This is a genomic window from Methylobacterium sp. HJ2, assembly GCF_056431005.1.
On sequence record NZ_JBWJYM010000009.1, the window covers coordinates 17,196 to 38,243 of the forward strand.

General features: G+C 71.2%; 16 protein-coding genes and 1 pseudogene. 3 read left to right on the plus strand and 14 right to left on the minus strand.

Going from position 1 to position 21,048, the window contains the following annotated elements; translation table 11 throughout:
- Positions 1-156 precede the first annotated feature (156 nt).
- The 4 genes from ACS5RC_RS20255 to ACS5RC_RS20270 form a co-directional block, all read right to left on the minus strand.
- Complete coding sequence (locus ACS5RC_RS20255; RefSeq protein ID WP_478345718.1) at positions 157-1,413, minus strand: N-acetylmuramoyl-L-alanine amidase; 1,257 nt, start codon at positions 1,411-1,413, stop codon at positions 157-159.
- A gap of 117 nt (positions 1,414-1,530) precedes the next feature.
- A complete protein-coding gene (locus tag ACS5RC_RS20260) occupies positions 1,531-2,403 on the minus strand; it encodes a hypothetical protein (protein WP_478345719.1) in 873 nt (290 codons plus the stop codon).
- Positions 2,404-2,535: 132 nt separating this feature from the next.
- Positions 2,536-2,889: a phasin gene (locus tag ACS5RC_RS20265; protein ID WP_478345720.1), complete on the minus strand. Its 354-nt coding sequence runs from the start codon at positions 2,887-2,889 to the stop codon at positions 2,536-2,538.
- A 325-nt stretch (positions 2,890-3,214) separates the two neighbouring features.
- A complete protein-coding gene (locus tag ACS5RC_RS20270) occupies positions 3,215-4,489 on the minus strand; it encodes a glycosyltransferase (protein ID WP_478345721.1) in 1,275 nt (424 codons plus the stop codon).
- A gap of 181 nt (positions 4,490-4,670) precedes the next feature.
- On the opposite strand from ACS5RC_RS20270, the gene ACS5RC_RS20275 reads away from it, so the two are divergent.
- Positions 4,671-4,853 (plus strand): hypothetical protein, encoded by a 183-nt coding sequence (locus ACS5RC_RS20275; RefSeq protein ID WP_478345722.1) that lies wholly within the window; start codon positions 4,671-4,673, stop codon positions 4,851-4,853.
- Between the two features lie 41 nt (positions 4,854-4,894).
- On the opposite strand, the gene ACS5RC_RS20280 is transcribed toward ACS5RC_RS20275, so the two are convergent.
- The 3 genes from ACS5RC_RS20280 to ACS5RC_RS20290 all read right to left on the minus strand — a co-directional run bounded on the left by ACS5RC_RS20280 (position 4,895) and on the right by ACS5RC_RS20290 (position 9,937).
- Positions 4,895-6,826: a C1 family peptidase gene (locus ACS5RC_RS20280; RefSeq protein ID WP_478345723.1), complete on the minus strand. Its 1,932-nt coding sequence runs from the start codon at positions 6,824-6,826 to the stop codon at positions 4,895-4,897.
- 366 nt (positions 6,827-7,192) lie between these two features.
- Positions 7,193-8,872: an acyl-CoA dehydrogenase family protein gene (locus ACS5RC_RS20285; RefSeq protein ID WP_478345724.1), complete on the minus strand. Its 1,680-nt coding sequence runs from the start codon at positions 8,870-8,872 to the stop codon at positions 7,193-7,195.
- Between the two features lie 174 nt (positions 8,873-9,046).
- Complete coding sequence (locus ACS5RC_RS20290) at positions 9,047-9,937, minus strand: DMT family transporter (protein WP_478345725.1); 891 nt, start codon at positions 9,935-9,937, stop codon at positions 9,047-9,049.
- 126 nt (positions 9,938-10,063) lie between these two features.
- On the opposite strand from ACS5RC_RS20290, the gene ACS5RC_RS20295 reads away from it, so the two are divergent.
- Complete coding sequence (locus ACS5RC_RS20295; protein WP_478345726.1) at positions 10,064-10,957, plus strand: YihY/virulence factor BrkB family protein; 894 nt, start codon at positions 10,064-10,066, stop codon at positions 10,955-10,957.
- A 176-nt stretch (positions 10,958-11,133) separates the two neighbouring features.
- Here ACS5RC_RS20295 and ACS5RC_RS20300 read toward each other — a convergent pair whose 3' ends face one another.
- Positions 11,134-12,918 (minus strand): glucan ABC transporter ATP-binding protein/ permease, encoded by a 1,785-nt coding sequence (locus ACS5RC_RS20300; protein ID WP_478345727.1) that lies wholly within the window; start codon positions 12,916-12,918, stop codon positions 11,134-11,136.
- Positions 12,919-13,412: 494 nt separating this feature from the next.
- Between ACS5RC_RS20300 and ACS5RC_RS20305 the strand changes: the two are divergent.
- A pseudogene (locus ACS5RC_RS20305) lies at positions 13,413-13,718 on the plus strand (hypothetical protein); the annotation flags it as partial.
- Here ACS5RC_RS20305 and ACS5RC_RS20310 read toward each other — a convergent pair.
- The 6 genes from ACS5RC_RS20310 to ACS5RC_RS20335 form a co-directional block, all read right to left on the minus strand.
- A complete protein-coding gene (locus ACS5RC_RS20310) occupies positions 13,674-14,774 on the minus strand; it encodes a glycosyltransferase family 2 protein (protein ID WP_478345728.1) in 1,101 nt (366 codons plus the stop codon). The pseudogene ACS5RC_RS20305 and the gene ACS5RC_RS20310 overlap by 45 nt on opposite strands.
- Positions 14,771-15,943, minus strand: coding sequence for an FAD-dependent oxidoreductase (locus ACS5RC_RS20315; protein ID WP_478345729.1), 1,173 nt, complete (start codon positions 15,941-15,943; stop codon positions 14,771-14,773). Before ACS5RC_RS20315 ends, ACS5RC_RS20310 begins: the two co-directional genes overlap by 4 nt.
- Before the next feature lie 74 nt (positions 15,944-16,017).
- Entirely contained in the window at positions 16,018-17,535 is a 1,518-nt protein-coding gene (locus ACS5RC_RS20320) for a lipopolysaccharide biosynthesis protein (RefSeq protein ID WP_478345730.1), read from the minus strand.
- A gap of 90 nt (positions 17,536-17,625) precedes the next feature.
- Positions 17,626-18,651: a glycoside hydrolase family 5 protein gene (locus tag ACS5RC_RS20325; RefSeq protein ID WP_478345731.1), complete on the minus strand. Its 1,026-nt coding sequence runs from the start codon at positions 18,649-18,651 to the stop codon at positions 17,626-17,628.
- Positions 18,648-19,361 carry a sugar transferase gene (locus ACS5RC_RS20330; protein ID WP_478345732.1) on the minus strand — a complete coding sequence of 238 codons (714 nt, stop codon included), beginning with the start codon at positions 19,359-19,361 and terminating at the stop codon, positions 18,648-18,650. Before ACS5RC_RS20330 ends, ACS5RC_RS20325 begins: the two co-directional genes overlap by 4 nt.
- Before the next feature lie 79 nt (positions 19,362-19,440).
- Positions 19,441-21,033, minus strand: a complete 1,593-nt coding sequence (locus ACS5RC_RS20335; RefSeq protein ID WP_478345733.1) for a WecB/TagA/CpsF family glycosyltransferase — start codon at positions 21,031-21,033, stop codon at positions 19,441-19,443.
- Between the last annotated feature and the right edge of the window lie 15 nt (positions 21,034-21,048).

Sequence of the window (21,048 nt, forward strand, 5' to 3'; positions counted from 1 at the left end):
CCCGTCGGTGGCTCGGCCGCGGTGACCGATCTCGGCTTGGGGTTCGGGCGTCCCGGCAGCAGGCTCACGGAGCCTTCGGGACGACCATACCCTATCCGGCACCGTCGAAGCGGTCGATCCGGCAGGGCAATTCGATGCCCCGTATCGACACCGGATCTATGGTGAAACTGGGGCGATTGCCGCGGCGCGGCGCGTGGCGACGGCCGGGCGCCCGAGGGTCGCGCGGTTGTCGAAGAACAGGGCGATCGCCTTCGCCATCGAGCCCGTGACGCTGTCGCGCCATTCCGGCGTCTGCAGCATCTCGAGGTCGCGCTTGCTGGAGAGGTAGCCGAGTTCCACCAGCACGCTCGGCACGTCCGGCGAGCGCAGCACCCGGAAGCCGGCCTCGCGGTGGGGCTTGGTGCTCATCTCCATCACGGGGCTGAGCTGCCCCATCAGGGTCCGGGCGAACCCGGACGAGAAGCCGCGCGTCTCGCGCAGCGTCAGCTCCTGCAGGATGTCGGCGACGTCGGCCGGCCCCTCGTTGGCATCGGCGCCCGCGGCCGCGTCGGCCCGGTTCTCGCGCTCGGCGAGCTTGGCGGATTCGCTGTCGGTCGCCTTCTCGGAGCCGGTGTAGATCGTGGCGCCGCGCACCTGGGGCGCCGCCGAGATCGAGTCGGCGTGGATCGATACGAACAGGTCCGCCCGGGCCTCGCGCGCGATGCGGACCCGCTCGGCCAGGGGGACGAAGACGTCCCGGTCGCGCGTCATGCGCACGCGGTAGCGCCCGCTATTCTCCAGGCGTGCCACGAGCGACTGGGCGAAGCCGAACACGATGTCCTTCTCGAAAACGCCGCCCACCGCGATCGCGCCCGGATCGGTGCCGCCATGCCCGGCATCGATCATGATCAGGGGCCGCGGATCGGCGGCCTCGGGCACGGTCGCCTTGGCGAGAGCGGGGGCCGGGTCGCTCGCGGCGGCCGCCTTGCGGAAGGCCTCGCGCTCGACGCGCTGGAACGGGATCGTCATCAGCACCGCCCCGTCGCGCGGGCGGGTCACGGTCTCGATCCGGCCGACGGTCGCCGGCCCCGCCAGGTCGACCACGATCCGCGAGCGCCCGGGGGCGAACAGCCCGTAGCGGAACGACTGGACCACCCCGTCGCGCCGCCGGCCGGTATCGGGTCCGAGCTGGAAATTGACCTCGGGCAGGTCGATCACCGCGCGGTCCGGCCGCTCCATCACGAAGGCGCGCGCCTCGACCGCGCGGGAGAGCGTCAGGGTGAGCTTGGTGGCGCTGCCGGCGCTGGCGAGATCGGCCGCGATCGCGACCGCGTTAGGCCGGAGCCCGTCCTGGGCGCGCGGCGCGGTCGCGGCGCCGCCCGCGAGGGCGAGGGCGAGGATCACGGAACGAATCAGGCGTGCGCGGCTCGGCATCGATCGGCTGCTGTCTCCCGTGCCTTCCGTTACGGCATAGGGGAAACGTGGTTAACCGCGCGTTGCCGCGTTCCGTTCGATGCCGCCGCGGCTGTTGCGCGGCGGCGACAGGCACCCTCAGTGCCGGGGCAGGGACACGCCCGCGTGACGGGCGAGGCTCGCCCAGCAGGTCAGGGACGCATCGGCGGCCCGCTGCATCTCGTTGACCTGGAGGCGGATCATGTCGGCGGGCGAGCGCACCTCGCTCAGGGTGCGCATGTGGCTCAGAGCCGCCGCGCTCTCGTCCCGCATGTAGCGGATCAGGACCGCGCCGATGCCCTCCAGATCGATCCACATCGGGGCGTAGGCGGCGCGTGCCGTCCGGGCCTCGATCAATGCGGGGACCGCCTCGGCCGGAGCCTCGGAGGCCGCGACCGACAGGATCTCCGCCGTGTCGGCCATCGCCGCCGCGGCGGGCTCGACGGCCGCCTCGGGCAGGCTCTCGATTGCAGCCTCGGCCTGGACCGGCTCCGGCTCCGAGACATGGGGCACGGCCGGCTCGGAATCGGCCGCGTTCGCCTCGGCCTGCACAGGCCCTTCGGCCTGCACAGGCCCATCGGCCTGCGCGGTCCCATCGCCCTCGGCCGCCTCGTGAACGGGCTCGGGTGCGGGTTCGGACGCGGCGGTGTCGTCCTCGGGCTCGCCCGATTCCGCCGTCACCGTGTCGTGAGACGCGTCGTCCCCAGCCGGCGCGCTCGGCAGATCCGGCGCGCCGTCGGCCTGGATCGCGACCTCCAGCGTACCGGTCGAGGTCGAGGCGAAGAGTTCCTCGTGGAGCGGCTCCGGCGCCGCCTCCGGCATCGCGTCCTGAAGATCGGGCGCCGCGTCCTGCGGCTCGGCCGGCGCGTCGGTTCCCTCGGGCTGTTCGGACAGGGACGCCGAATCCGGCTCGTCTCCGGGTGCCGTGCTTCCCTCGAAGCGTCTGCCCTTGGAATTGCGCTGCCTAGCCATCACTCGCCTCCTTCCGGAACCCGGTTCAGGCCGGGACGTCGCCCGGGCCTGGACAGGGGTCTAAGCCGTTTTGGGGAGCCTGCGCGCTGCGCAGGCTCCCGGCCAGTCGACCCGTGACGGGCCGTGTCGCCTTCAGCGAACGGCGCTCTGGGCGAGGCTGCCGAAGTCCTTCGCCTGCGACTGCAGGGTCGCGAACTGGCTGCGGACGAACTCGGTCTGCAGCTCGTAGGCCTCGCGCAGATCCTTCGTCCGCACGAGCTTCTGGGCGAAGTCGAAGGCGGCGTTGGCGTTGGTCTGGGCGTGGTCGAAGCCCTTGGCGATGGCGGCGGTCATGGTCGACTGGAAGGTCTGGCTTCCGGTCTGGACCTGCTCGGCGGCCTTGTGCGCGTTGCTCATCAGCGCGCCGACGGCGTTGCGGGCCTGGTCGACGCTCTTCTCGGCGAAATTGCGCATCTCGGTGGGGATCTCGAAGTTCGGGGTCTGCATCTGTCTCTCCGCTCCAGGGCCGGGGACAACCCGACCGACTCGGCCACGACTGGCAACGGGAGATATGTTGCATTGCAATAAAGGCGTCAAGGCGAGCGCCGGAAAATGTTGCGCCGCAACATGACAAATCGGCGTGACTGTCGGCCGAGCGACCAACGTTGAGCCGGCCAAGCCGGGCGTCACGTCTGTCGAGGCCAAGGTTTCCGCGGCAGGTCCGTCATACAGCCCTGCACAGTCCCGGTTTGAGCCGGCGCATCGATCGGCGTGACCTTCGCGCAACTCCGCGGCCGAGGCAAGGTGCGGATAAGAGCTTCGACAGTGCAGACTAGAGTCCCGCGCCTGCGTAGTGCGACGAGATTGCGGCCGGCGATGCATGGTGCGCTGCGTCGCGGCATCGCGCGGTGATCTGCGCGTACAGGTCCGCGATGGCGCGGGCATGCGCGGCGATGCCGAGCGGTGCGGCCGAGAACCTTTCATGCGCGCCCCGACCGAGCTCCGCGGCCCGCGCATCGTCGGCCAGCTCCGCGATGGCCGCGGCGACGGCCGCGGTCTCGGGCGGGACGACGAAGCCGCCGACGCCGTGTGCCACCTTCTCCGACGCGCCCGAGCGGTCCGAGGCGATCACCGGGATTCCGGCCGCGAGCGCCTCGTAGACGGTGAGCGGGCCGGTCTCGTACCAGCGCGACGGTGCGACCAGGGCCCGGGCGCGGCGGCGCAGGATCGCCTGCACGGCATCCGGCGCCTGCCAGCCCAGCAACTCGACTCCGGGCCGGCCGCGCAGCTCCGCCTCGAGCGGTCCCGTCCCGATGAACACGGCCGGGATTCCGGCCGCGGCCGCCGCCTCGGCCACCAGATCGGCGCCCTTCTCGCGGGTCAGCCGGCCCACATACGCGACGGCGTCGCCGCGCTCCGGTGCGGCGGGCGCGCCCTGCACCGCCCGGACCGGGTTGTCGACGCGGTGATGCACGAGGTCGTACCCGTCGAGCATCGCGCCCATCCGGATGCGGCTGGCGTCGCAGACATGGACCGCGTGGAGCCGGTGCGAGCCCAGCGCCCGGCGGATTGCCGCGCCGCGCGCGACCCGCACCATCTTGTGCAGGCGCGTCTTGGGATCGCAGGGGGCGGCGATGCAGGCGGCCGACAGCGGGCGCAAGCCGCAGGGCTCCTCACGGTCGAAGCGGTAATAGACCCCGTTGGGGCAAGCCAGGAAATAATCGTGCAGCGTCACCAGCACGGGCAGGCCGGTGCCGGTCAGGACCGGGAACACGCTGGGCGACAGGCTGCGGGTCCATTGGTGGACATGGATGCAATCGGCCGGCTGGCGGAGGCCGGCGAGCGCCCGCGCCACTGCCGCCGCCGCGGCGCGGTGCCAGATGCCGGACGCGGCGCCCGCGACCGGGTTGCGGCTCCAGATATCGGGGAGGCCCAGCACCACCCGGTCGATCCGCGGGTGATCGAGCAGCGGATCGACCGGCCCGTCGATCGCCTGCAGGTAGGTCACGGCATGGCCGAGATCGGCGAGCCCGCGGGCCGATTCGAGAGCGACCTTCTCGGCACCGCCGCTCGGCGCGGCGAACTCGGCCAGGATGACGACGTGCATGGGCGGCCTCGACGGAGGCCGGATCGGCCTCTCCGCCGCCGCACCCTCGCGGCAGCCTAGCGCCCATCCTGCTGCCGCCGGGTAAACGCCGGCCTCGGGCCCTCGCCTGCAACGGCCCGCCGCCGCTCGCGTTGTCGCCCTACAGCACCCGAGGGTGCGCGATCGCGTCAGGAAGCGTCCGATGAGCCAGAACAGCACCGTGCCCGAGGGCGCCGACAAGCCGGGATTCCAGCAGGGCAGCGCCAAGCCCGGCGACAAGGCCAATCCCGAGAACAAGCAGGAGAAGCTGGACGAGCGCCTGGATGACGCCCTGGAGGAGACCTTCCCGTCGAGCGATCCGGTCTCCGTCAAGATCACCAAATAGGCGCGGCGGCAGGCGGCCGGGGCCGCCTGCTCTCTCGCGGCTCAGCGCATCAGCGCGGCCGCGAAGCTGCGGCGGCCGCGGCGGATGCGGACCGGCGATTCCATCCGCGTCATGCCGGCGGCCTGCTTCGCCGCGCCCGAGACCGTCCGCCCCGTGATCCGCGCGAGGGTGGTGAGCAGCGTGGTCGGGTCGTCATCGAAGTCCCCGTGATGGGTCGCCTTGCTGTGATTGCCCGGGGCGACGAACCACGTCGCCCTCCCGCTTCGCCAGAAAGCGTCCGGTATCAGGGTGCCCGCATCGCGCTGCAATCCCAGCAGCGGCGTGCCGCCCAGAACCCGCGGAATCGCTTCGAGGGCCGCGCTGACCAAGTAGAGCAGGGACTTGTGATAGATGTCGGCGCAATCGTCAGCTTGCTCGGTCGCGTCGTCCAGCGTGTAGAGGTCGAAGGCCTCGATCTGGCCGCCCTCGATCAGCGGTTTGTAGACATCGTCGAAGGTCTTGATCGTGCAGGCGGGAGCCCAGAGCGACACGCTCTTGATCGGGACACCCTTCTGGACGAGGTAGGCCGCGAGTTGGGCGTGAAAGACCGCGCCCGCGCTATGACCGACGAGGTGGATCTCGTCGATTTTGCCCTGTGCATGGAGATCGGCGAGGTGGCCGGCCGTCAGGCGGGCGGCACCCTTGGCCCGTCGGGTCGCGCCCTCGGCATTCTCCTTCATCTCGTCCCAGAGCGCCTTTCCGCCGAGGATCCGGGCGAGGGGCTCCAATGTGTCGTCGATGCGGTCGAACATGAAGTCCTTGGCCGCGTCGAGAACGCCCTCGCTTCGGCGTCCCAGGATCGCGTCGCGAAGGATGTTGCGCAGCGTCGAGATCGCGTCCGAGTGCCAGATGAACGAGATCGGATAGACCTCCTCGCGCATCAGCGCTTCGAGATTGTTCGCCACGGTCTGGATCGCGCTCTCCTCCTTCACGAGGCCGCCATGGGCGTAGAGCACGACGCGCTTGCGCGACCACGCCTCGACCCGCTTCGGCAGCCGCTCGGCCACGATGTTGCGCAGGCCCTTCTCGGTCAGGCCGAAGCTGCCGTTGGGGTCGAGAAGGCCCTCGTCCGTCGCCATCACGATGTGTGGCCGCAGGTCGGAATAGGTCCGGCTCTCGTAGCTGTGCGGCGCGCCCGACATCATCGGCGCGTTGGCGAAGGCTTGCTCGAAATGCACCGGCGCGCCGAGCGCGGCCACCCAGCAATCCGTCCCGTTGACGAGCCAGTCGGTGTAGGACAGCCGCGCGAGCCCGCCCGCGCCCCAGGCGGTGCCCCAGCTGTTCTGGATCCAGAACCCCTCGCGATCGTAGCCGACGATCGCGAAGGCATGGCCTCCGAGCGGCGTGGGCCGGAAGGCGATCTCCTCGTCGCCGCTCTTCACAGCCTGCCAGCCCTCGTGCACCGTCGCCGTGGCGAACAGGACGCCGACCTCGGTGATCGCCGCATGCATCCCGACGAGGTCCTTGTGATTGACGCGGAAATAGGCGCCGAGCGGCCTCTGGATCGCGTCCGCCGCCCGCATCTCCGTCAAGGTCGTGTCGTGGTTGTCCTTCCAGAGCCGCCACGCACAGAGGCCGTGCTTGTGCCAGCCCTTCATTGCGCCCCGGGCGCTCGACCCGTCGTAGCTCTCGCCCGGCCACTCGTCGTAGCGCTTGGCCATCGTGTAGAGCATCCAGGCGCTGACGGCGTCGGCGTCCGGGCTCTCGCCGCGGGCTCGCAGCAGGTAATTGGCGACGGTGGCGAGGCCGAAGCCGGTGCACGCGCCCTCCCGGCCCTGGTCGAGGACGGGGACCTTCCTGGCCCGATAGGCCGCGAGGTCGGATGCGGGGCGGACCCGCACGAGGGTCGGCACATAGAGGGTATCGCGGAAATCGACCGTGTCGCGCAGCGTGTCGAAGGTTCGCGGCTGCTTCGCGGAGACAGACTTCGTCATGGCGTCCTCCCGTCGTCAGATCTGCATTCGTCCGCGGATCCGATTCGACAGGCGTGATTAGGCCAACCTCACGTTAGGGAAATCAATCTCGGCTGCCGGCTGGCGGTCGCTGGTTGCCGAGCAGGCCGGGCCTTTCTGGGCATGACCCACGTCGACGGAGACACCTGCGGGCAGGCCCGCCTAATGCCGAAGATCCGCATCCGGCGCCGGGACGCCGTTGCCGGAATCGGTCGGAGCGGCCCTCCCAAGAGGACTCGGGAGGGCGCCGAACCACTCGGTGACGGTCTTCCCCGAGCGGTTCCGGGAAGACGGGGATCGATCAGAACCGGTACGGGCTGCGATGAGGGGCACCCATCGGGGATCCGATCACTGCTCCAGCAGGCGGCGGGCGATGACCTGGGCCTGGATCTCGGCCGCGCCCTCGAAGATCGAGAGGATGCGGGCGTCGCAGAGCACGCGGCTGATCTGGTACTCCAGCGCGAAGCCGTTGCCGCCGTGGATCTGCAGGGCGTTGTCGGCGGCGGCCCAGGCGACGCGGGCGCCGAGGAGCTTCGCCATCCCGGCCTCGAGGTCGCAGCGCTTGCCCTCGTCCTTCTCGCGGGCCGAGAAGTAGGTGAGCTGGCGGGCGATGTTGATCTCCACCGCCATCATCGCGAGCTTGTCGGCGACGCGGGGGAACTCGATCAGCGCCTTGCCGAACTGCACGCGCTCCTCGGCGTAGCGCAGGCCGAGGTCGAGCGCGGATTGCGCCACGCCGACGGCGCGCGCCGCCGTCTGGATCCGGGCGGATTCGAAGGTCTGCATGAGCTGGGCGAAGCCCTTGCCCTCGACCTCGCCGAGCAGGTTGGCGGCCGGCACCGGGAAGTTCTCGAAGGCAAGCTCGTACTCCTTCATGCCGCGGTAGCCGAGCACCTCGATCTCGCCGCCCGACAGGCCCTCGACCGGGAACGGGTTGGCGTCGCCGCCGCGCGGCTTCTCGGCGATCAGCATGGAGAGGCCGCGATGGCCCTTCTCCTCGGGCTTCGTCCGCACCAGGACCGTCATGATGTCGGCGCGCACGGGGTGGGTGATCCAGGTCTTGTTGCCCGAGATCTTCCAGGTGTCGCCGTCCTTGACCGCCTTGGTGCGCAGCGAGGCGAGGTCGGATCCGGTGTTCGGCTCGGTGAAGACCGCGGTCGGCAGGATCTCGCCGGAGGCGAGGCGCGGCAGGAAGCGCTGCTTCTGCTCCTCGGTGCCGCCGCACAGGATCAGCTCGGCGGCGATCTCGGTGCGGGTGCCGAGGGACCCGACGCCGATATAGGCGCGGGACAGCTCCTCCGAGACCACGCACATGGAGATCTTCGGCAGGCCCATGCCGCCGTACTCCTCCGGGATGGTCAGGCCGAAGACGCCGAGCTCGGCCATCTTCTGCACCACCTCCATCGGGATGTAGTCGTTCTTGAGGTGCCACTCGTGGGCCTGGTCCACCACCTCGGCCTTGCCGAAGCGGCGCATCTCGGAGCGGATCGCCTCCATGTCCTCGTCGAGGCCGGTCTCGCCGATCGTCGCGGAGCCGCCGCCCTGGCGGATCCGGGCGACGAGCGCCGCACGGTTCTCGGGGGTGTTGCCGTCGGCGATCAGGGCCTCGACGGCCTCGGTGCGGAACTGCGCCAGCTCCTTCGACGAGAGACCGAGCGAGCCGGTCGGGCGCACCATCTCGCCCTGGCTCATCGGGATGCCGCCGAACATCTGGTCGAGATACTCGCCGGCGCCGATCTTCACGAGCAGCGTCTCGGTCTCGCCGAGCTTGCCCGCGGCCTGCAGGTTCTGCGCGTAGGTGCCGAGCTCGCGCACGGCCTCGCCGTAGACGGCGAGCCAGGCGAGGCCGTGGGCGGCGTGCTGCTCGGCCTCGAGCTTGCCCGCGTCGATCTTGCCGTCGGCCCCGAGCACGCGGGTGCGCACGCGCCGCGTGGCCTCGGCCACGAGCTTCTTGGCCGCGGTGCCGGCTTCGGTCGCCAGGGTGACGATATCCTGCGGCGCGGTCTGGAGGACGGGGGAGGCTGACATGCGCGCACCTTCTCGAAAGGGTCGGATCGGGTTGGCCCCGTTATAGGGCGATCCGCTTGGCCGGAGATGTTTTTTTATTTGCCTCGGGCGTCAAGGAAAGTGAATTGGGCCCGTCTTGCACCATGGTGCAAGGCGGGCGGCCGTTCGCGCCCGCAGCCGCGCGACACATCGTCCTCAGCCCCGGCTCGCGAGCGCCACGCCGAGCACCGCCACCACCATTCCGGCGATCTGCACGAGGCTGAGCGCCTCGCCGAACAGGGCGTAGGCCATCACGGCCGAGACGGCCGGCACCAAGTAGAACAGGGCCGAGACGCCCGCGACCGCCTGGCGCCGGATCAGCCAGAGCAGGAGCGACACGCCGCCGACCGAGAGGCCGAGCACCGCCCAGGCGAGCCCGGCGAGGGCCTGCGGGGAGGCGTCGAACCGTCCCTCCTCCAGAAGAAGAGCGAGCGGCAGCGTCATCAGCCCCGCCCCGAGGAACTGCACGGCCGCGTTGGTGCGCAGGTCGACTCCCGTCGCGGAGCGCTTCTGCCACAGGGTGCCGGCCGTCAGGGCGAGCGTCGCCCCGAAGCATGCGGCGAGCGCGTCGAGCGGAAGCGCGTCGGCGCCCGAGCCGAGCTTCGGGGCGAGGACCAGCCCGGCCCCGACCCCGCCGACGATGACCCCGAGCCAGCGCCGGGGTGAGACGCGCTCTCCGAGCAGCGGGCCCGCGACCAGCGCCGTGAGCAGCGGCGGCAGGCTGGTGATCAGCGCGGTCAGACCGGCCGGCAGGCCGCGGCTCACCGCCCAGAACACGCCGTCGAGATAGACCCCCTGCAGCAGGATCCCGGCGAGCAGGGCGTCGCGCCAGCCCCGCCATCCGACGGGCCAGCGCGCCCGCGCGAGCAGCGCGGCGCTGCTGAGGACGCAGACCGTGCACAGGTATCGCAGGCTCAGGAAGGTGAAGGGCTCGGCATGGGGCGCGACGAGCCGGGCGACGATGAAGCCGCTCGACCAGATCAGGACGAAGAGCCCCGGCACGAGGCGCAGCGCGGGATGTGCCGGATCGGACGCGGAGCGGGCCATCGGACCTGTGACGGGGGAGAGAGGGCGGACCCTGTAGCGGGAACTCGGCCGTGGGGCCAACCCGGCGCGGGCGATCGGACGGCGCTCTCGCCTCGGCGGGGATCCGGTGTAAAGACCCGTCCCGCCATGTCAGTCCAATCGAGTCCGCGCCGCATCCTCGGGATTGCCGCGATCGCCGCGCAGCGCTTCGTCGCGCATGACGGCTGGGCGATCGCGAGCCACATCGCGCTCTCGACCCTGACCTCGCTCTTCCCGTTCCTGATCCTCCTGGCGGCGCTCGGCGGCCTCTTCGGCTCGAAATCCCTGGCGGACGAGGCGAGCGTCCTCATCTTCGACGCCTGGCCGCGCGAGGTCGCGCGCCCCATCGTCACCGAGATGCACCGGGTGCTCACGGAGCAGCGCGGTGGCGTGCTCACGATCGGCGCGGTGCTGGCGCTCTACTTCTCGTCGTCGGGCGTGGAGAGCCTGCGCGTCGGTCTCAACCGCGCCTACGGCCTGCGCGAGAGCCGTCCCTGGTGGCTGACGCGCCTCGAATCGATCGGCTACGTGGTCTGCGGCGCCTTCGCCATGCTGGCCTTCGCGCTTCTCGTGGTGCTCGGCCCGCTGATCTGGCGCACCATCGTCAACGTGGCACCGGGGCTCGAGCCGCTGGGCCTCACCGTGGCGATCGGACGGATCGGCGTGACCGCCTTCCTGCTCGCCCTGGTCCTCGTCATCGCCCACAAATTCGTGGCCGCCGGGCGCCGCTCGATCGTCTACGTGCTCCCGGGGGTCGGCGTGACGCTGATGCTGTGGTTCTTCGCGGGGCTCGGGTTCGGCTTCTACCTGGACCGGTTCTCGAACGCCTACAGCTCGACCTATGGCGGCCTCGCCACCGCGATGGTGTTCCTCGTCTTCCTCTACTGGCTCGCCGCGATGTTCCTGTTCGGGGGCGAGATCAACGGCACGGTGATCGCGGCGCGCCGTGCCCGCCTTCAGGCCCGGATGCAGGCGCGGCGGGCGGGCGTGGCGCCGCCCTGACCCGCCGGACCGATCGGACGCTCCGGATCGGTCCGCGCACGATCACGTTTCCGGCAATGGCCACGCCTGGGCGGAACCCCGCGGGCATCGCCCGCATTGACCGCCCGTACTCCATGCGATCCCCAAGAGCACCTCAGGCCCGCCTCACCCAGGCGGGCCTTTTTTCTGCGCGGGGCTCAGGCGGCGAGTGCCATCTCGGCGTCGCTGTCCTCGACCTCGGCGGCCATGAACTGCGCGCGGGCGAGCTCGGCGAAGCGGCCGCCCTGCGCGACCAGATCGTCGAAGCTCCCGGACTCCACGATCCGTCCCTCGTCGAACACCAGGATGCGGTCGGCGTCGCGGATCGTGGCGAGGCGGTGGGCGATCACGAAAGTGGTGCGCCCCTCCATCACCGCCTCGAGGGCGCCCTGCAGGCGGCGCTCGGTCGCCGCGTCGAGAGCGGAGGTCGCCTCGTCGAGGATCAGGATCGGCGGGTTCTTCAGCAGGGCCCGGGCGATCGAGAGGCGCTGGCGTTCCCCGCCGGAGAGCGAGCGGCCGCGCTCGCCGATGATGGTGTCGAGCCCGTTCGGCTGGCGGGCCATGAAGGCGCTGGCCTGGGCGCGGTCGAGGGCGTCGAGCATCTCGGCGTCGCTGGCATCGGGCCGCCCGACCTGGAGGTTCTCGCGGATCGAGCGGGCGAACAGCATCGGCTCCTGGAACACCACGCCGATGTTGTGGCGCAGGCTGGAGAGGCCGACGTCGCGGATGTCCATGCCGTCGATCCGGATCGCGCCGGAGGCCGGGTCGAAGCTGCGGTGGAGCAGGCCGAGGGTCGTCGACTTGCCCGAGCCCGTGGTGCCCACGAGCGCCACCGTCTCGCCGGCCTTGGCGGAGAACGAGACGCCGTCCAGGGCGCGGCGGCGGCCGTCATAGGAGAAGGCCACGTCCTCGAAGCTGACGTCGCCCTCGAACCGGGCGACCTGCTGCGCCTGCGGCCGGTCGCGCACGCTCGGCACCGTGTCGAAGATCGCGAAGAACTCGGCGATCTTCGGGCCCTGCTGGAACACGCCGTTGACGAAGCCGACCACGTGGTCGAGGCGCGAGACGAGGGCAGTGGCGAGGCTCATGAAGGCGACGACTTCGCCGACGGTGGTGGTGCCGGCCTGATAGAGCAGGATGCCGGTGATGAAGATCGCCGTCATGGTCAGGGTCGCGGAGGCCCGGGTCGCCACGTTGGCGAGCGCCCACCACGACAGGACCGGGATCTGCGCGGCCAGCAGGTTGCGGATGATGTCGCGCATCGCGTCCTTCTCCGCCTTGGCGCGGGTGAAGGACTGGATCACCGCCACGTTGCCGAGCGCGTCCGAGGCGTGGGCGGCGAGGCCCGAATTGTAGTGCTCGACGCGATCCTGAAGCGTCTCGGTCCGGCGCATCACGAAGGTGGTGAGCGCCGTGAACACCAGCACCAGCACGACGAGGATCGAGCCGAGCTTCCAGTTCACCAGGAGCGTCATCGGCAGCAGCACGCCGAGGGAGATCAGCGCCGCGAAATGGTCGCGGAAGAAGCCGAGCCAGAAGCCCGACATGCCGTTGGTCCCCTCCAGCATCGCCTTGAGCACGGTGCCGGAATGGTTCGAGGCGTGGAAGGCCAGCGGCAGGTCAAGCACGTGCTCGAAATAGCGCGCCATGGTGGCCAGCCGGTTGCGGTGGGCGAGCCGGTCGGCATGGAGCGCGATGGCGACACCGGCCGCGATGGTGAAGAAGCCGAAGCCGACCCAGGCGAGGATCAGGGGCAGCATCGTGCCCATGGCGTCGCCGCCCCGCTTCAGGTGGGTGAGCTGGTCGATGATGCGACCCATCAGGAGCGGCTCGGCGAAGGAGGCCACCGCCAGCATGACGTTCGCGCCGGCAAGGCCCCAGGCGAGCTTGCGGTCGGTGCCGAGCAGCCCCAGCACCCGCGCGTAGAGACGAACCAGCGACATGCGAACTCCGGTACCCGCTCCTCGGCGCGGTCCCGTTCTCCGGGTTTCCTGCGCCGACCCCTCCGTGGATCCGCGGCCGTCCGGGCGCGCGTCTCACTCTTGTCTCTTGCCGCCGGGTGCTCGGGCAGGCCCGAACGTCCAGCTGCGGACCCTCATATGACCGGCCCAGGCTGAACGCCGCATGACGGGCGGCCGGCCCGGGGCGCGCTCTTTACGGTTCGTTCAGCAAGATTTCCTAACGCTGCCGGGGAGCCCGCGACAAGCGCCGCTCGAGCCCGATCGTCGAAAATCCAGCCGGTTGCCCGTCCACGGATCTCGCAACCGCACGCGGGCTCCTGTCCGGCCTCGGCGTCGTGGTGAGGCTGATCAGGCTCGACGGCGGCCATTTCGGGGCCTGCGCCTCGGAGCCTGCCGCGGTCGTGGTGTTCGGCGGCGCCACCGTCGCGACGATGATCCGATTTCCGTCTCGGTGATCCTGCATTGTCCGGACCGGGAAGGGCCTCGCCGTGTCGATCGTCGATCAGGGCGGGCGGGCGATGGTCCCCGACGGGCCGAGCCGCGCCGGGACAATGCGCGAGATCCGCGCGGGCGCAGGCGTCCCGGACGATCGCCTCGCCTCGGTCACCGGCAAGGCCGATACCGAGCCGCTGTTTCCCGACAATCCCTATCTGGCCCCGAACCGGCGGGTGACCGTCACCCTCTTGGCCGAGGCGCCGCCGGTGCCCCGGCGGAGCTTGCCCGAGGGCGATCGGCGCTCAGTGCCGGCGCGTCAGCGCCCGCACCGCGGCGACCGGCAGTAGCGCGGGCGGCGCGAGCCGGACCGCTAGGGCCCAATGCCCGGCCTCGAGCAGGCGCGCGGCCACCACCGAGAGGGTGCGGTCGATTTCCTTCCGGTTCCGCCGGCTCATGCCGGGCGCTGCCTCGTAGGCCGCGCGGATGAAGGCGCAGTCGGACGGGTCCGGAATCTGGTGGCGATCCTGCAGCCATCCGAGCAGCTTGAAGGCCGTGGCGGCGCGCAGGACCTGCCCCTCCTCCGGCGTGAGATGCGCCTCCAGCAGCGCGCACATGCCGGCGATCGTCTCGGCGCCGCGATAGGCCGCTTTCAGGTCGGCCTCGAACGGGATGTCGGGCCGGCCCGCGCGCCGGCGCCGGGCCGACAGGGCGGCGCGCTGGGTATCGACCGCGAGGATGCGGGAATTCACGAGCGAGCCGCCGGTGCTGCTCGCGTGGAAGCGGTAGGAGCCCACCACCGCGTCGAGGTTGTCGACGGAGCCGATCTCGGCGAGTCGCCAGGACAGATCGACATCCTCGCCGTAGACGAACGGACGGTAGCCGCCGACCCGCATCAGCGCGTCGCGGCGCCAGAGCGCGAAGGGCAATTGGGCGGGCTCGCGCGCCGGGTACCAGTGCGGATCGGCCTCATCCGGCGCGGCGAGGCGGACCACGTGCCCGGTGGGGCGGCCGTCGGCGTCGATATGCCGGGCTGCGCCGCAGACGGCGACGCAGCCCGGCGCGTCGTGCAGATGCGCCATCAGGCAGGACAGGCGCTCGGGGTCGGAGATGTCGTCCGCGTCGAGCTGGGAGACGTATGCGCTCTCCGTCGCCTCCAGCGCTCGCTGCCGGGCGGCGGCGATGCCGCGGTTCTCCTGGCGGATGTAGCGGATGCGCGGGTCCTCGGCCGCGAGGCCCTGGACGATGCCCGCCGTCCCGTCCGTGGACCCGTCATCCACCACCACGATGCCGATGGTCCCGTAGCGGTCGGCCTGCACGGAGCGGATCGCCTGGGCGATCGTGGCGGCGCCGTTGAAGACCGGCATCATCACGTCGATCCGCGTCACGGCCGGGGCCCCGCTCAAGCGATGCGGCTCTCGGCGAGCACGCGCCCGGCCGAACGGGCCGCGAGCCAGCGCTCGACGATGGTGAGGGTCTGGCTCACCACCTGATGCATGTCGAGATACTGGTAGGTGCCGCAGCGGCCGATGAAATCGAGGCGGTCGTCCTCATCGGCCAGCGCCCGGTAGGCCTTGTAGCGCTCCTCGTAGCGGCCGTCCGCGGTCTTGACCGGGTAGTAGCGCTCGAAATCGTTGTCCCGGTAGTCGCAGGGTTCCTCGGTGGTGCGCGTGACCATCGGGCCGCCCGCGAGGTCGTGGCCGGCCAGGAGGTGCCAGTAGGTGCTGCGGGTCTGCGGCGAGCGGTCGGTGAAGTTCACGGTCGGCGTCGGCACCGCGGCCTCCGCGCGCGGGATCGCCGCGTGGTGGAAGCGGATCGAGCGGTAGGGCAGCGGACCGAAGCGGAAGTCGTAATACTCGTCGATCGGGCAGCAGAGGAAGCTGAACGGGCGCCCCTCCAGCATCTCCCGCTCGAAGGCGCGGCCGGTGGTGACGCCGATGCGGTCGTGGTCGAGCATCCGGCCGATCATCGCGGTGTAGCCGTCGCTCGGCAGGGCCTGGAAGCCGTCATTGGGGAAGTAGCGGTCCTCGTCGTCGAAGCGGATCGGGATGCGCTTGACCACCGCCGCGTCCATGTCGCTCAGGGACAGGCCCCACATCTTCTGTGTGTAGGGCGCGAAGAACAGGTCGGTGAGTTCCCGGCCGATATTGGCGTGCAGGTATTCCTCGGCGTTGCGGGGCGCGTGATCGAGCGCGACCGCCTTCTCGGCGAGCAGAGCCTTCGCCTCGGCCTCGTCGCGCACGGGGCGCCCGAACACCACCTCGAGCGTGCGCCGGTTCACCGGCAGCGGCACGTGCTCGCCGTCGGGCAGGCGGGCGGTGACGCGGTGGGCGTAGGGCGTCCAGGTCGTGAAGCGGGAGAGCCACGCCACCACGCGCTCGTTGTTGGTGTGGAACAGGTGCGGGCCGTAGCGGTGGATCCGCACGCCCTGCGCGTCGACCTCGTCGTAGGCGTTGCCGGCGATGTGGGGGCGCTTGTCGATCACGTCGACGTCGTGGCCGGCCTCGGCGAGGAGGCGGGCGGCGACGGCGCCGGCGAAGCCTGCGCCGACAACGAGAATGGACGAGGAACGCATCGGCTTCCGAACTCCGTGTCTGGTCTGTGGGCGCGGGCGGCGGTTCCGTCCGCGCGCGGCTCGGGGGCTGGCGCTCAGCCGTAGAAGCGCACGGCGCCGGCCATCATCCCGGCCAGCGGCGAGGGCAGCGCGGACACCATCTGGCGGATGCGCTCGGCGTCGCGGGGGGTGATGCAGCCGAGGAGCTTGAGCGCCACCGCGTAGGTCGCCATGCCGGCGAGGATCGCGGGCGCGAGCGCGGCCGGCTGCGGCACGAGCCGGAGGATGGCGAACGCGACGGCGCCGCAGGCCGAGGCGGCGGCCACGATGCGCACGATCTGGCCGAGCGGCGCGGGCGCGTTCAGGTAGCGGCGGACGTACCAGATCGAGGCGCCGGCCGTGACGATCTGCACCACGGCGCGCATCGTGGCGGCCCCCATCAGGCCGTAGGCCGGCACGATGGTCAGCCCCGAGGCGAGGATCGTGACGGCGCCCGCGACCCCCGACCACACCGTGAAGCGGTTCCGCTCGGCCGCGTTCATGAAGATGTAGGTCACGGCGGTGAGCGCCGAGAAGGCCGAGGCCACGATCAGCAGGGCGGCGGGCAGCACGGCCGCCGCGAAGGCCGGGCCGTAGACGAGCGGCACGAAGACCGGGGCGATCGCCGCCACGCCGAAGCAGGCCGGGAAGGCGGCGAGCGCGAGGTAGCGCATCCCGGTCTGGTAGGTCTCCACCGCCTGCGCGTGCCGGTCGGCCGCGATGTGCTCGGCGAGATACGGCAGCAGCGTGCCGGTGAGCAGGAGCGGCGCCTGCACGGCGAGGTTCGCCAGCGTGAGCCCGACCGAGAACAGCGCCACGGCCTCGGTGCCCCAGCTGCGCTCGAGGAACAGGATCTCGGTACGCGCCCAGGTGATCGCCGACAGCAGGTACGAGGTCCAGGTCAGCCCGCAATAGCGCAGGATCCGCCCGCGCAGGGCCGGCGGGACCGGATCGCCGGATCGGAGCGTGCCCATCAGGTAGAGGGCGGGCGCGAGGCCGACGAGGACGGCGGCGAGCAGCGCCCCCGCGATCCCGAACAGCAGCGCGCCGACGATGGTCATCCCGATCTGGACCGCCGCGGCGATGAGCATGACGCGCGCCATCGACCCGAAGGCCTGCCGCCCGCGCAGGACGCCTTGGAGGAAGCTGGAGCTGCTCTGGCTCAGGATGGCGGCGGCCACGAAGGCCCAGAACACCGGATCGGTCTTGTAGGTCGCCGGATCGATGCCGCCCGGCTGCCGGTCGGGCAGGTGCCAGAGCGCGACCGCGAGCATCGCGGCGGCGGCGATGCCGGCTGCCAGCAGGTAACGGCGGAACAGGTAATGGGTCAGCCCGTCCGCGGCACCCGGATCGCCCGAGCGGCGCAGTTCCGGCAGATAGCGCGCGAGCGCCCCCGGAATGCCGAGATCGGCCACCATCAGGGTGATGCTGACGAGCCAGGCCGCGTAGGTGACGACGCCGAGGTTCACGGGGCCGAGCAGACGGGCCACCACGACCGTGCTGATCGCGCCCGCGAGCAGGATCGATCCCGTCGCCACCGCATTGGCAACGGATTGCCGGGCGAGACCGCTCAAGGCCGCACCCCGCGGCGCGCACGGGTGTCGCAAGTCGTCGCGACAGGTGGTGTCGTCATCGTCATGGTGTTCCTGATCTGAATCCGGCGATCACATGTATTGCTGCAGCATTTTCAGCTGCGGCTTGTCGCCGTTCTGGTCCGGCTCGATGCTGAACGGGTAGTCGCCCCACCACGGACCGCCGGCCCAGTACGCGTAGGCGGTCCAGACATCCGCGTTGGCGGCCATGAAACCGAGGAGCGCGCCGGCCTCGTCCCGCCCGGCCGGCAGCGCGAAGCCGAACTCGCCCAGGAAGGCGCGCGCCTTGCGGGCCCGTGCCCAGTCGGTGAAGGCGCGCAGGCGCTGTCCGCCGGCGCCGGGTGCGTAGGCCTGGGGATCGGTCCCCGAGCTGTTCGGGTCGAGGTATTGATGGACCTCGAACAGGAAGTTGCTGTCGGAGAAGTCGGCGAAGGCGTCGGCATTGCCGTCCGAGACCCAGGCATGGGCGCCCGTCCAGCCGCCGCCCGGCACCATGAGGCGCTGGTCGGAGCCGAGATCGCGGATCGCCTTCACGGTGCGGTCCACCACGGGACGCCACGCCGCCGCCGTGAAGGCGACGGGCTCGTTCATCAGGCCGTAGGAGACGTGCGGCTCGTCCCGGAAGCGCCGGGCGATCCGGCTCCAGAGGTCGGCGAGATCGGTGGCCTCCATCGGGCGGTCGGCCCGCTTCCCGTAATTGTGGGCGTCGAGGATGATCACGAGGCCGGCCGCCTTCGCGGCGGCGACGCAGCGGACGATCTCGCCGAGGTCCTTCGGCGCGAGCGCGCCCATCGCCTCGGGCTGCAGGCGCTCCACCCGGAACGGCAGGCGCACGAGCTTCATGCCGTGGCGGGCGTAATAGGCGAAGGCCGTATCCGCCGGATAGATATAGCCCTGGCCGAGAGGACGCCCGAGATCGCCGAACTCGCCGCCCGAGAGGTTGACGCCCGGATAGGCGATCCCGCCGGCCGCCGCGGCCCGTGCGGGGGCCCGCAGCAGGCCGAGGCCGGCGGCGCCCGCGAGGCCCGACAGGGCGGCGCGGCGCGTCGGATGCCGGGCTGCACCCGCGCGTCGAGAATGGGATCCGTGCGCGCTCACAGGGCGTTCGGGTCCTTCACCAGGCTCACGGGCGTGCGCATCACGATCGCCATGTCGAGCAGCGGCGACCAGCGGCGGATGTAGGCGCGGTCGCGGCTGATCCGCCGGGTGATCTTGTCGTGCGTATCGGTCGGGCCGCGGCAGCCGGTGATCTGGGCGAGGCCGGTCAGTCCGGGGCGGACGAGGAAGCGGTCGTCGTAGTGGTCGACCATCGTGGTGTAGGTGTCGTCCATCGCGATGGCATGCGGCCGGGGACCGACGAGCGACATGTCGCCGACCAGCACGTTGATGAGCTGGGGCATCTCGTCGAGGCTCGACCGCCGCAGGAAGCGACCCGTCTGGGTGACGCGCGCGTCGTTGGCCGTGGCCTGCCTGAAGGCGCCCGAGGATTCGAGCACCGTCATCGTGCGGAACTTGAAGATCTCGAAGGGCTGCCGGTTCAGACCGTAGCGCCGCTGGCGGAAGAAGACCGGCCCGCGCGTCTCGGCCTTGATCAGCATCGCGACGATCAGGAACACCGGGATCAGGAAGACCAGTGCGGTCGCCGCGATGGCGATGTCGATCCCGCGCTTCACCGCGGCGCCGTTGGCGGCGCGCGCCCGGCACTCGATCGGCCGCGCCGCGTGTCGCGGCCGGTCGACGGCATCGGGCGCTGCCCGGTAGAGCAGGCGATCCTGTCCCTCGAACTTGACTGCGACCCCTTGGTGCATTCCTCGACCTCCAACGTATGACGGTATCAATTCGGTCTCGCGGGCCGACGGCGTGCGCCGCGCGGCCCGGTTCAGGCGGTCACGCATCGGGCCCGGCACCGATCTTTCGGCCGCCCGCGCCGGCCATCCGGGCGGGCTGGATCAGGTCGCGCGCGACCAGCCAGAGGAACTGCCAGGAATCGACGAAGTAGCGGCGGTAGAGCCGGCGCGGGTTGCTCGCGAAGCGCCACGCCCATTCGAGGCCGACCCGCCGCATCAGGACGGGCGCGCGCCGTTGGGTGCCGGCCTGGAAGTCGAGGGCGGCCCCGATGTTCAGCACGTAGCAATCGCCGATGACGGCCCGATAGCGATCGGTCCAGAGGTCGGATTTCGGGGCGCCGACACCGAGGAACAGGTGCGTGGCTCGGTGCCGGCGGATACGCGCGGCGAGCGCGTCCGAGTAGGCCGTGTCCCGCTCGAAGGCGTAGGGGGGAACGACGAAGGCGATCGCGTCCCGCGCGAAGCCGCGGGAGAGGAGCTGACGCTCCAGGCGCTCGGCCACGACGTCCGAGCTGCAGACGAAGAAGCAGCGGTGGCGCGACGGCTGCAGCATCCCCATCAGGCGGGTGAACAGGTCCGAGCCGGTGACGCGCCCGGGGACGGGGGCACCCCGCAGGCGGGCGTAGAGATAGACCGGCATCCCGTCCGCCGTGATCGTCCAGGCGCGGTCGTAGGCCTCGCGAAAGGCGCGGTTGCGCGAGAGATGCACGATATGGTCGAGATTGGCGGTGGCCAGGATGCGCGGACCGGTGCCGGGCGGCACGGGGACCGCGGTGAGCTGCTCGGCCAGCCCGCCCTGGTCGACGGAGGCGAAGCGCAGCCCGAAGACGGCCGGACCGGATTCCGTCGAGCGGGACTCCGTGGCATCCACCCGGCCGCGGGTGAATGAGGCCGCGACGGCGCGCAGCCGGCTCCGAAGGCCGTCGGCCCGGGACGGCCGATTGCGCGCGTGATGCACGACGAGGTCGCGCTCGTGCCGGCAGGCGGCCTCGACGGCGAGGCAGCGCAGGATGAAGTCGCCGGTCTCGCCGGACTGGAACGGCGTCGGCGCGCCGAGACCCAGGCCCTCGTTGAAGCCGCCGACCTGCGCGGCGAGGGTGCGGCGGACGAACAGGCCGTTGGAATTGCCTGCGCTGAAGACGGTCTCGCGGCCGATCGCGCCGGTCCGTGCCGGATGGGCGCTCACCGTCTCGCGGCCCGCCGCATCGGTGGTGCGCCCGGTAATCAGATCGGAGCCGCCCTGCCGGAACAGGGCGGAGACCCGCGCGACGACGTCGGGCCCGTACCAGCAATCGTCGTCGGGGAAGCCCACGACATCCCCGCGCGCGTAGGACAGGCCGAGATTGCGCGCGCGCGACAGGCCGCGCTCCTCGGCCAGATCGACGAGGTGCACCAGCGGCAGGTCCTGGAAGCGGGCGAGCAGACCGGTGAGGTACCGGGCCGGGTTCTGATCGACGATCACGATCTCCAGCGGCCGCAGGGTCTGCGCGCGCAGCGAGACGAGAAGGCGCTCGAGCGGGTCGAGGCGGTCGACCGTGCAGACGATCAGGGACACGCTCGGCCGGGACGGCTCATCGGCGCCGGCTCGCGCCTGCGCCGGGCGCGCCGTCGCCGTCACGGCAGTCCCGCCCATGGGAAGCGCGCCGAG

Bases quoted from the DNA above. Each gene is read 5' to 3' on its own strand.
- ACS5RC_RS20255 (WP_478345718.1), bottom strand. From the start codon at position 1,413: ATGCCGAGCCGCGCACGCCTGATTCGTTCCGTGATCCTCGCCCTCGCC.
- ACS5RC_RS20260 (WP_478345719.1), bottom strand. From the start codon at position 2,403: ATGGCTAGGCAGCGCAATTCCAAGGGCAGACGCTTCGAGGGAAGCACG.
- ACS5RC_RS20265 (WP_478345720.1), bottom strand. From the start codon at position 2,889: ATGCAGACCCCGAACTTCGAGATCCCCACCGAGATGCGCAATTTCGCC.
- ACS5RC_RS20270 (WP_478345721.1), bottom strand. From the start codon at position 4,489: ATGCACGTCGTCATCCTGGCCGAGTTCGCCGCGCCGAGCGGCGGTGCC.
- ACS5RC_RS20275 (WP_478345722.1), top strand. From the start codon at position 4,671: ATGAGCCAGAACAGCACCGTGCCCGAGGGCGCCGACAAGCCGGGATTC.
- ACS5RC_RS20280 (WP_478345723.1), bottom strand. From the start codon at position 6,826: ATGACGAAGTCTGTCTCCGCGAAGCAGCCGCGAACCTTCGACACGCTG.
- ACS5RC_RS20285 (WP_478345724.1), bottom strand. From the start codon at position 8,872: ATGTCAGCCTCCCCCGTCCTCCAGACCGCGCCGCAGGATATCGTCACC.
- ACS5RC_RS20290 (WP_478345725.1), bottom strand. From the start codon at position 9,937: ATGGCCCGCTCCGCGTCCGATCCGGCACATCCCGCGCTGCGCCTCGTG.
- ACS5RC_RS20295 (WP_478345726.1), top strand. From the start codon at position 10,064: ATGTCAGTCCAATCGAGTCCGCGCCGCATCCTCGGGATTGCCGCGATC.
- ACS5RC_RS20300 (WP_478345727.1), bottom strand. From the start codon at position 12,918: ATGTCGCTGGTTCGTCTCTACGCGCGGGTGCTGGGGCTGCTCGGCACC.
- ACS5RC_RS20315 (WP_478345729.1), bottom strand. From the start codon at position 15,943: ATGCGTTCCTCGTCCATTCTCGTTGTCGGCGCAGGCTTCGCCGGCGCC.
- ACS5RC_RS20330 (WP_478345732.1), bottom strand. From the start codon at position 19,361: ATGCACCAAGGGGTCGCAGTCAAGTTCGAGGGACAGGATCGCCTGCTC.
- ACS5RC_RS20335 (WP_478345733.1), bottom strand. From the start codon at position 21,033: ATGGGCGGGACTGCCGTGACGGCGACGGCGCGCCCGGCGCAGGCGCGA.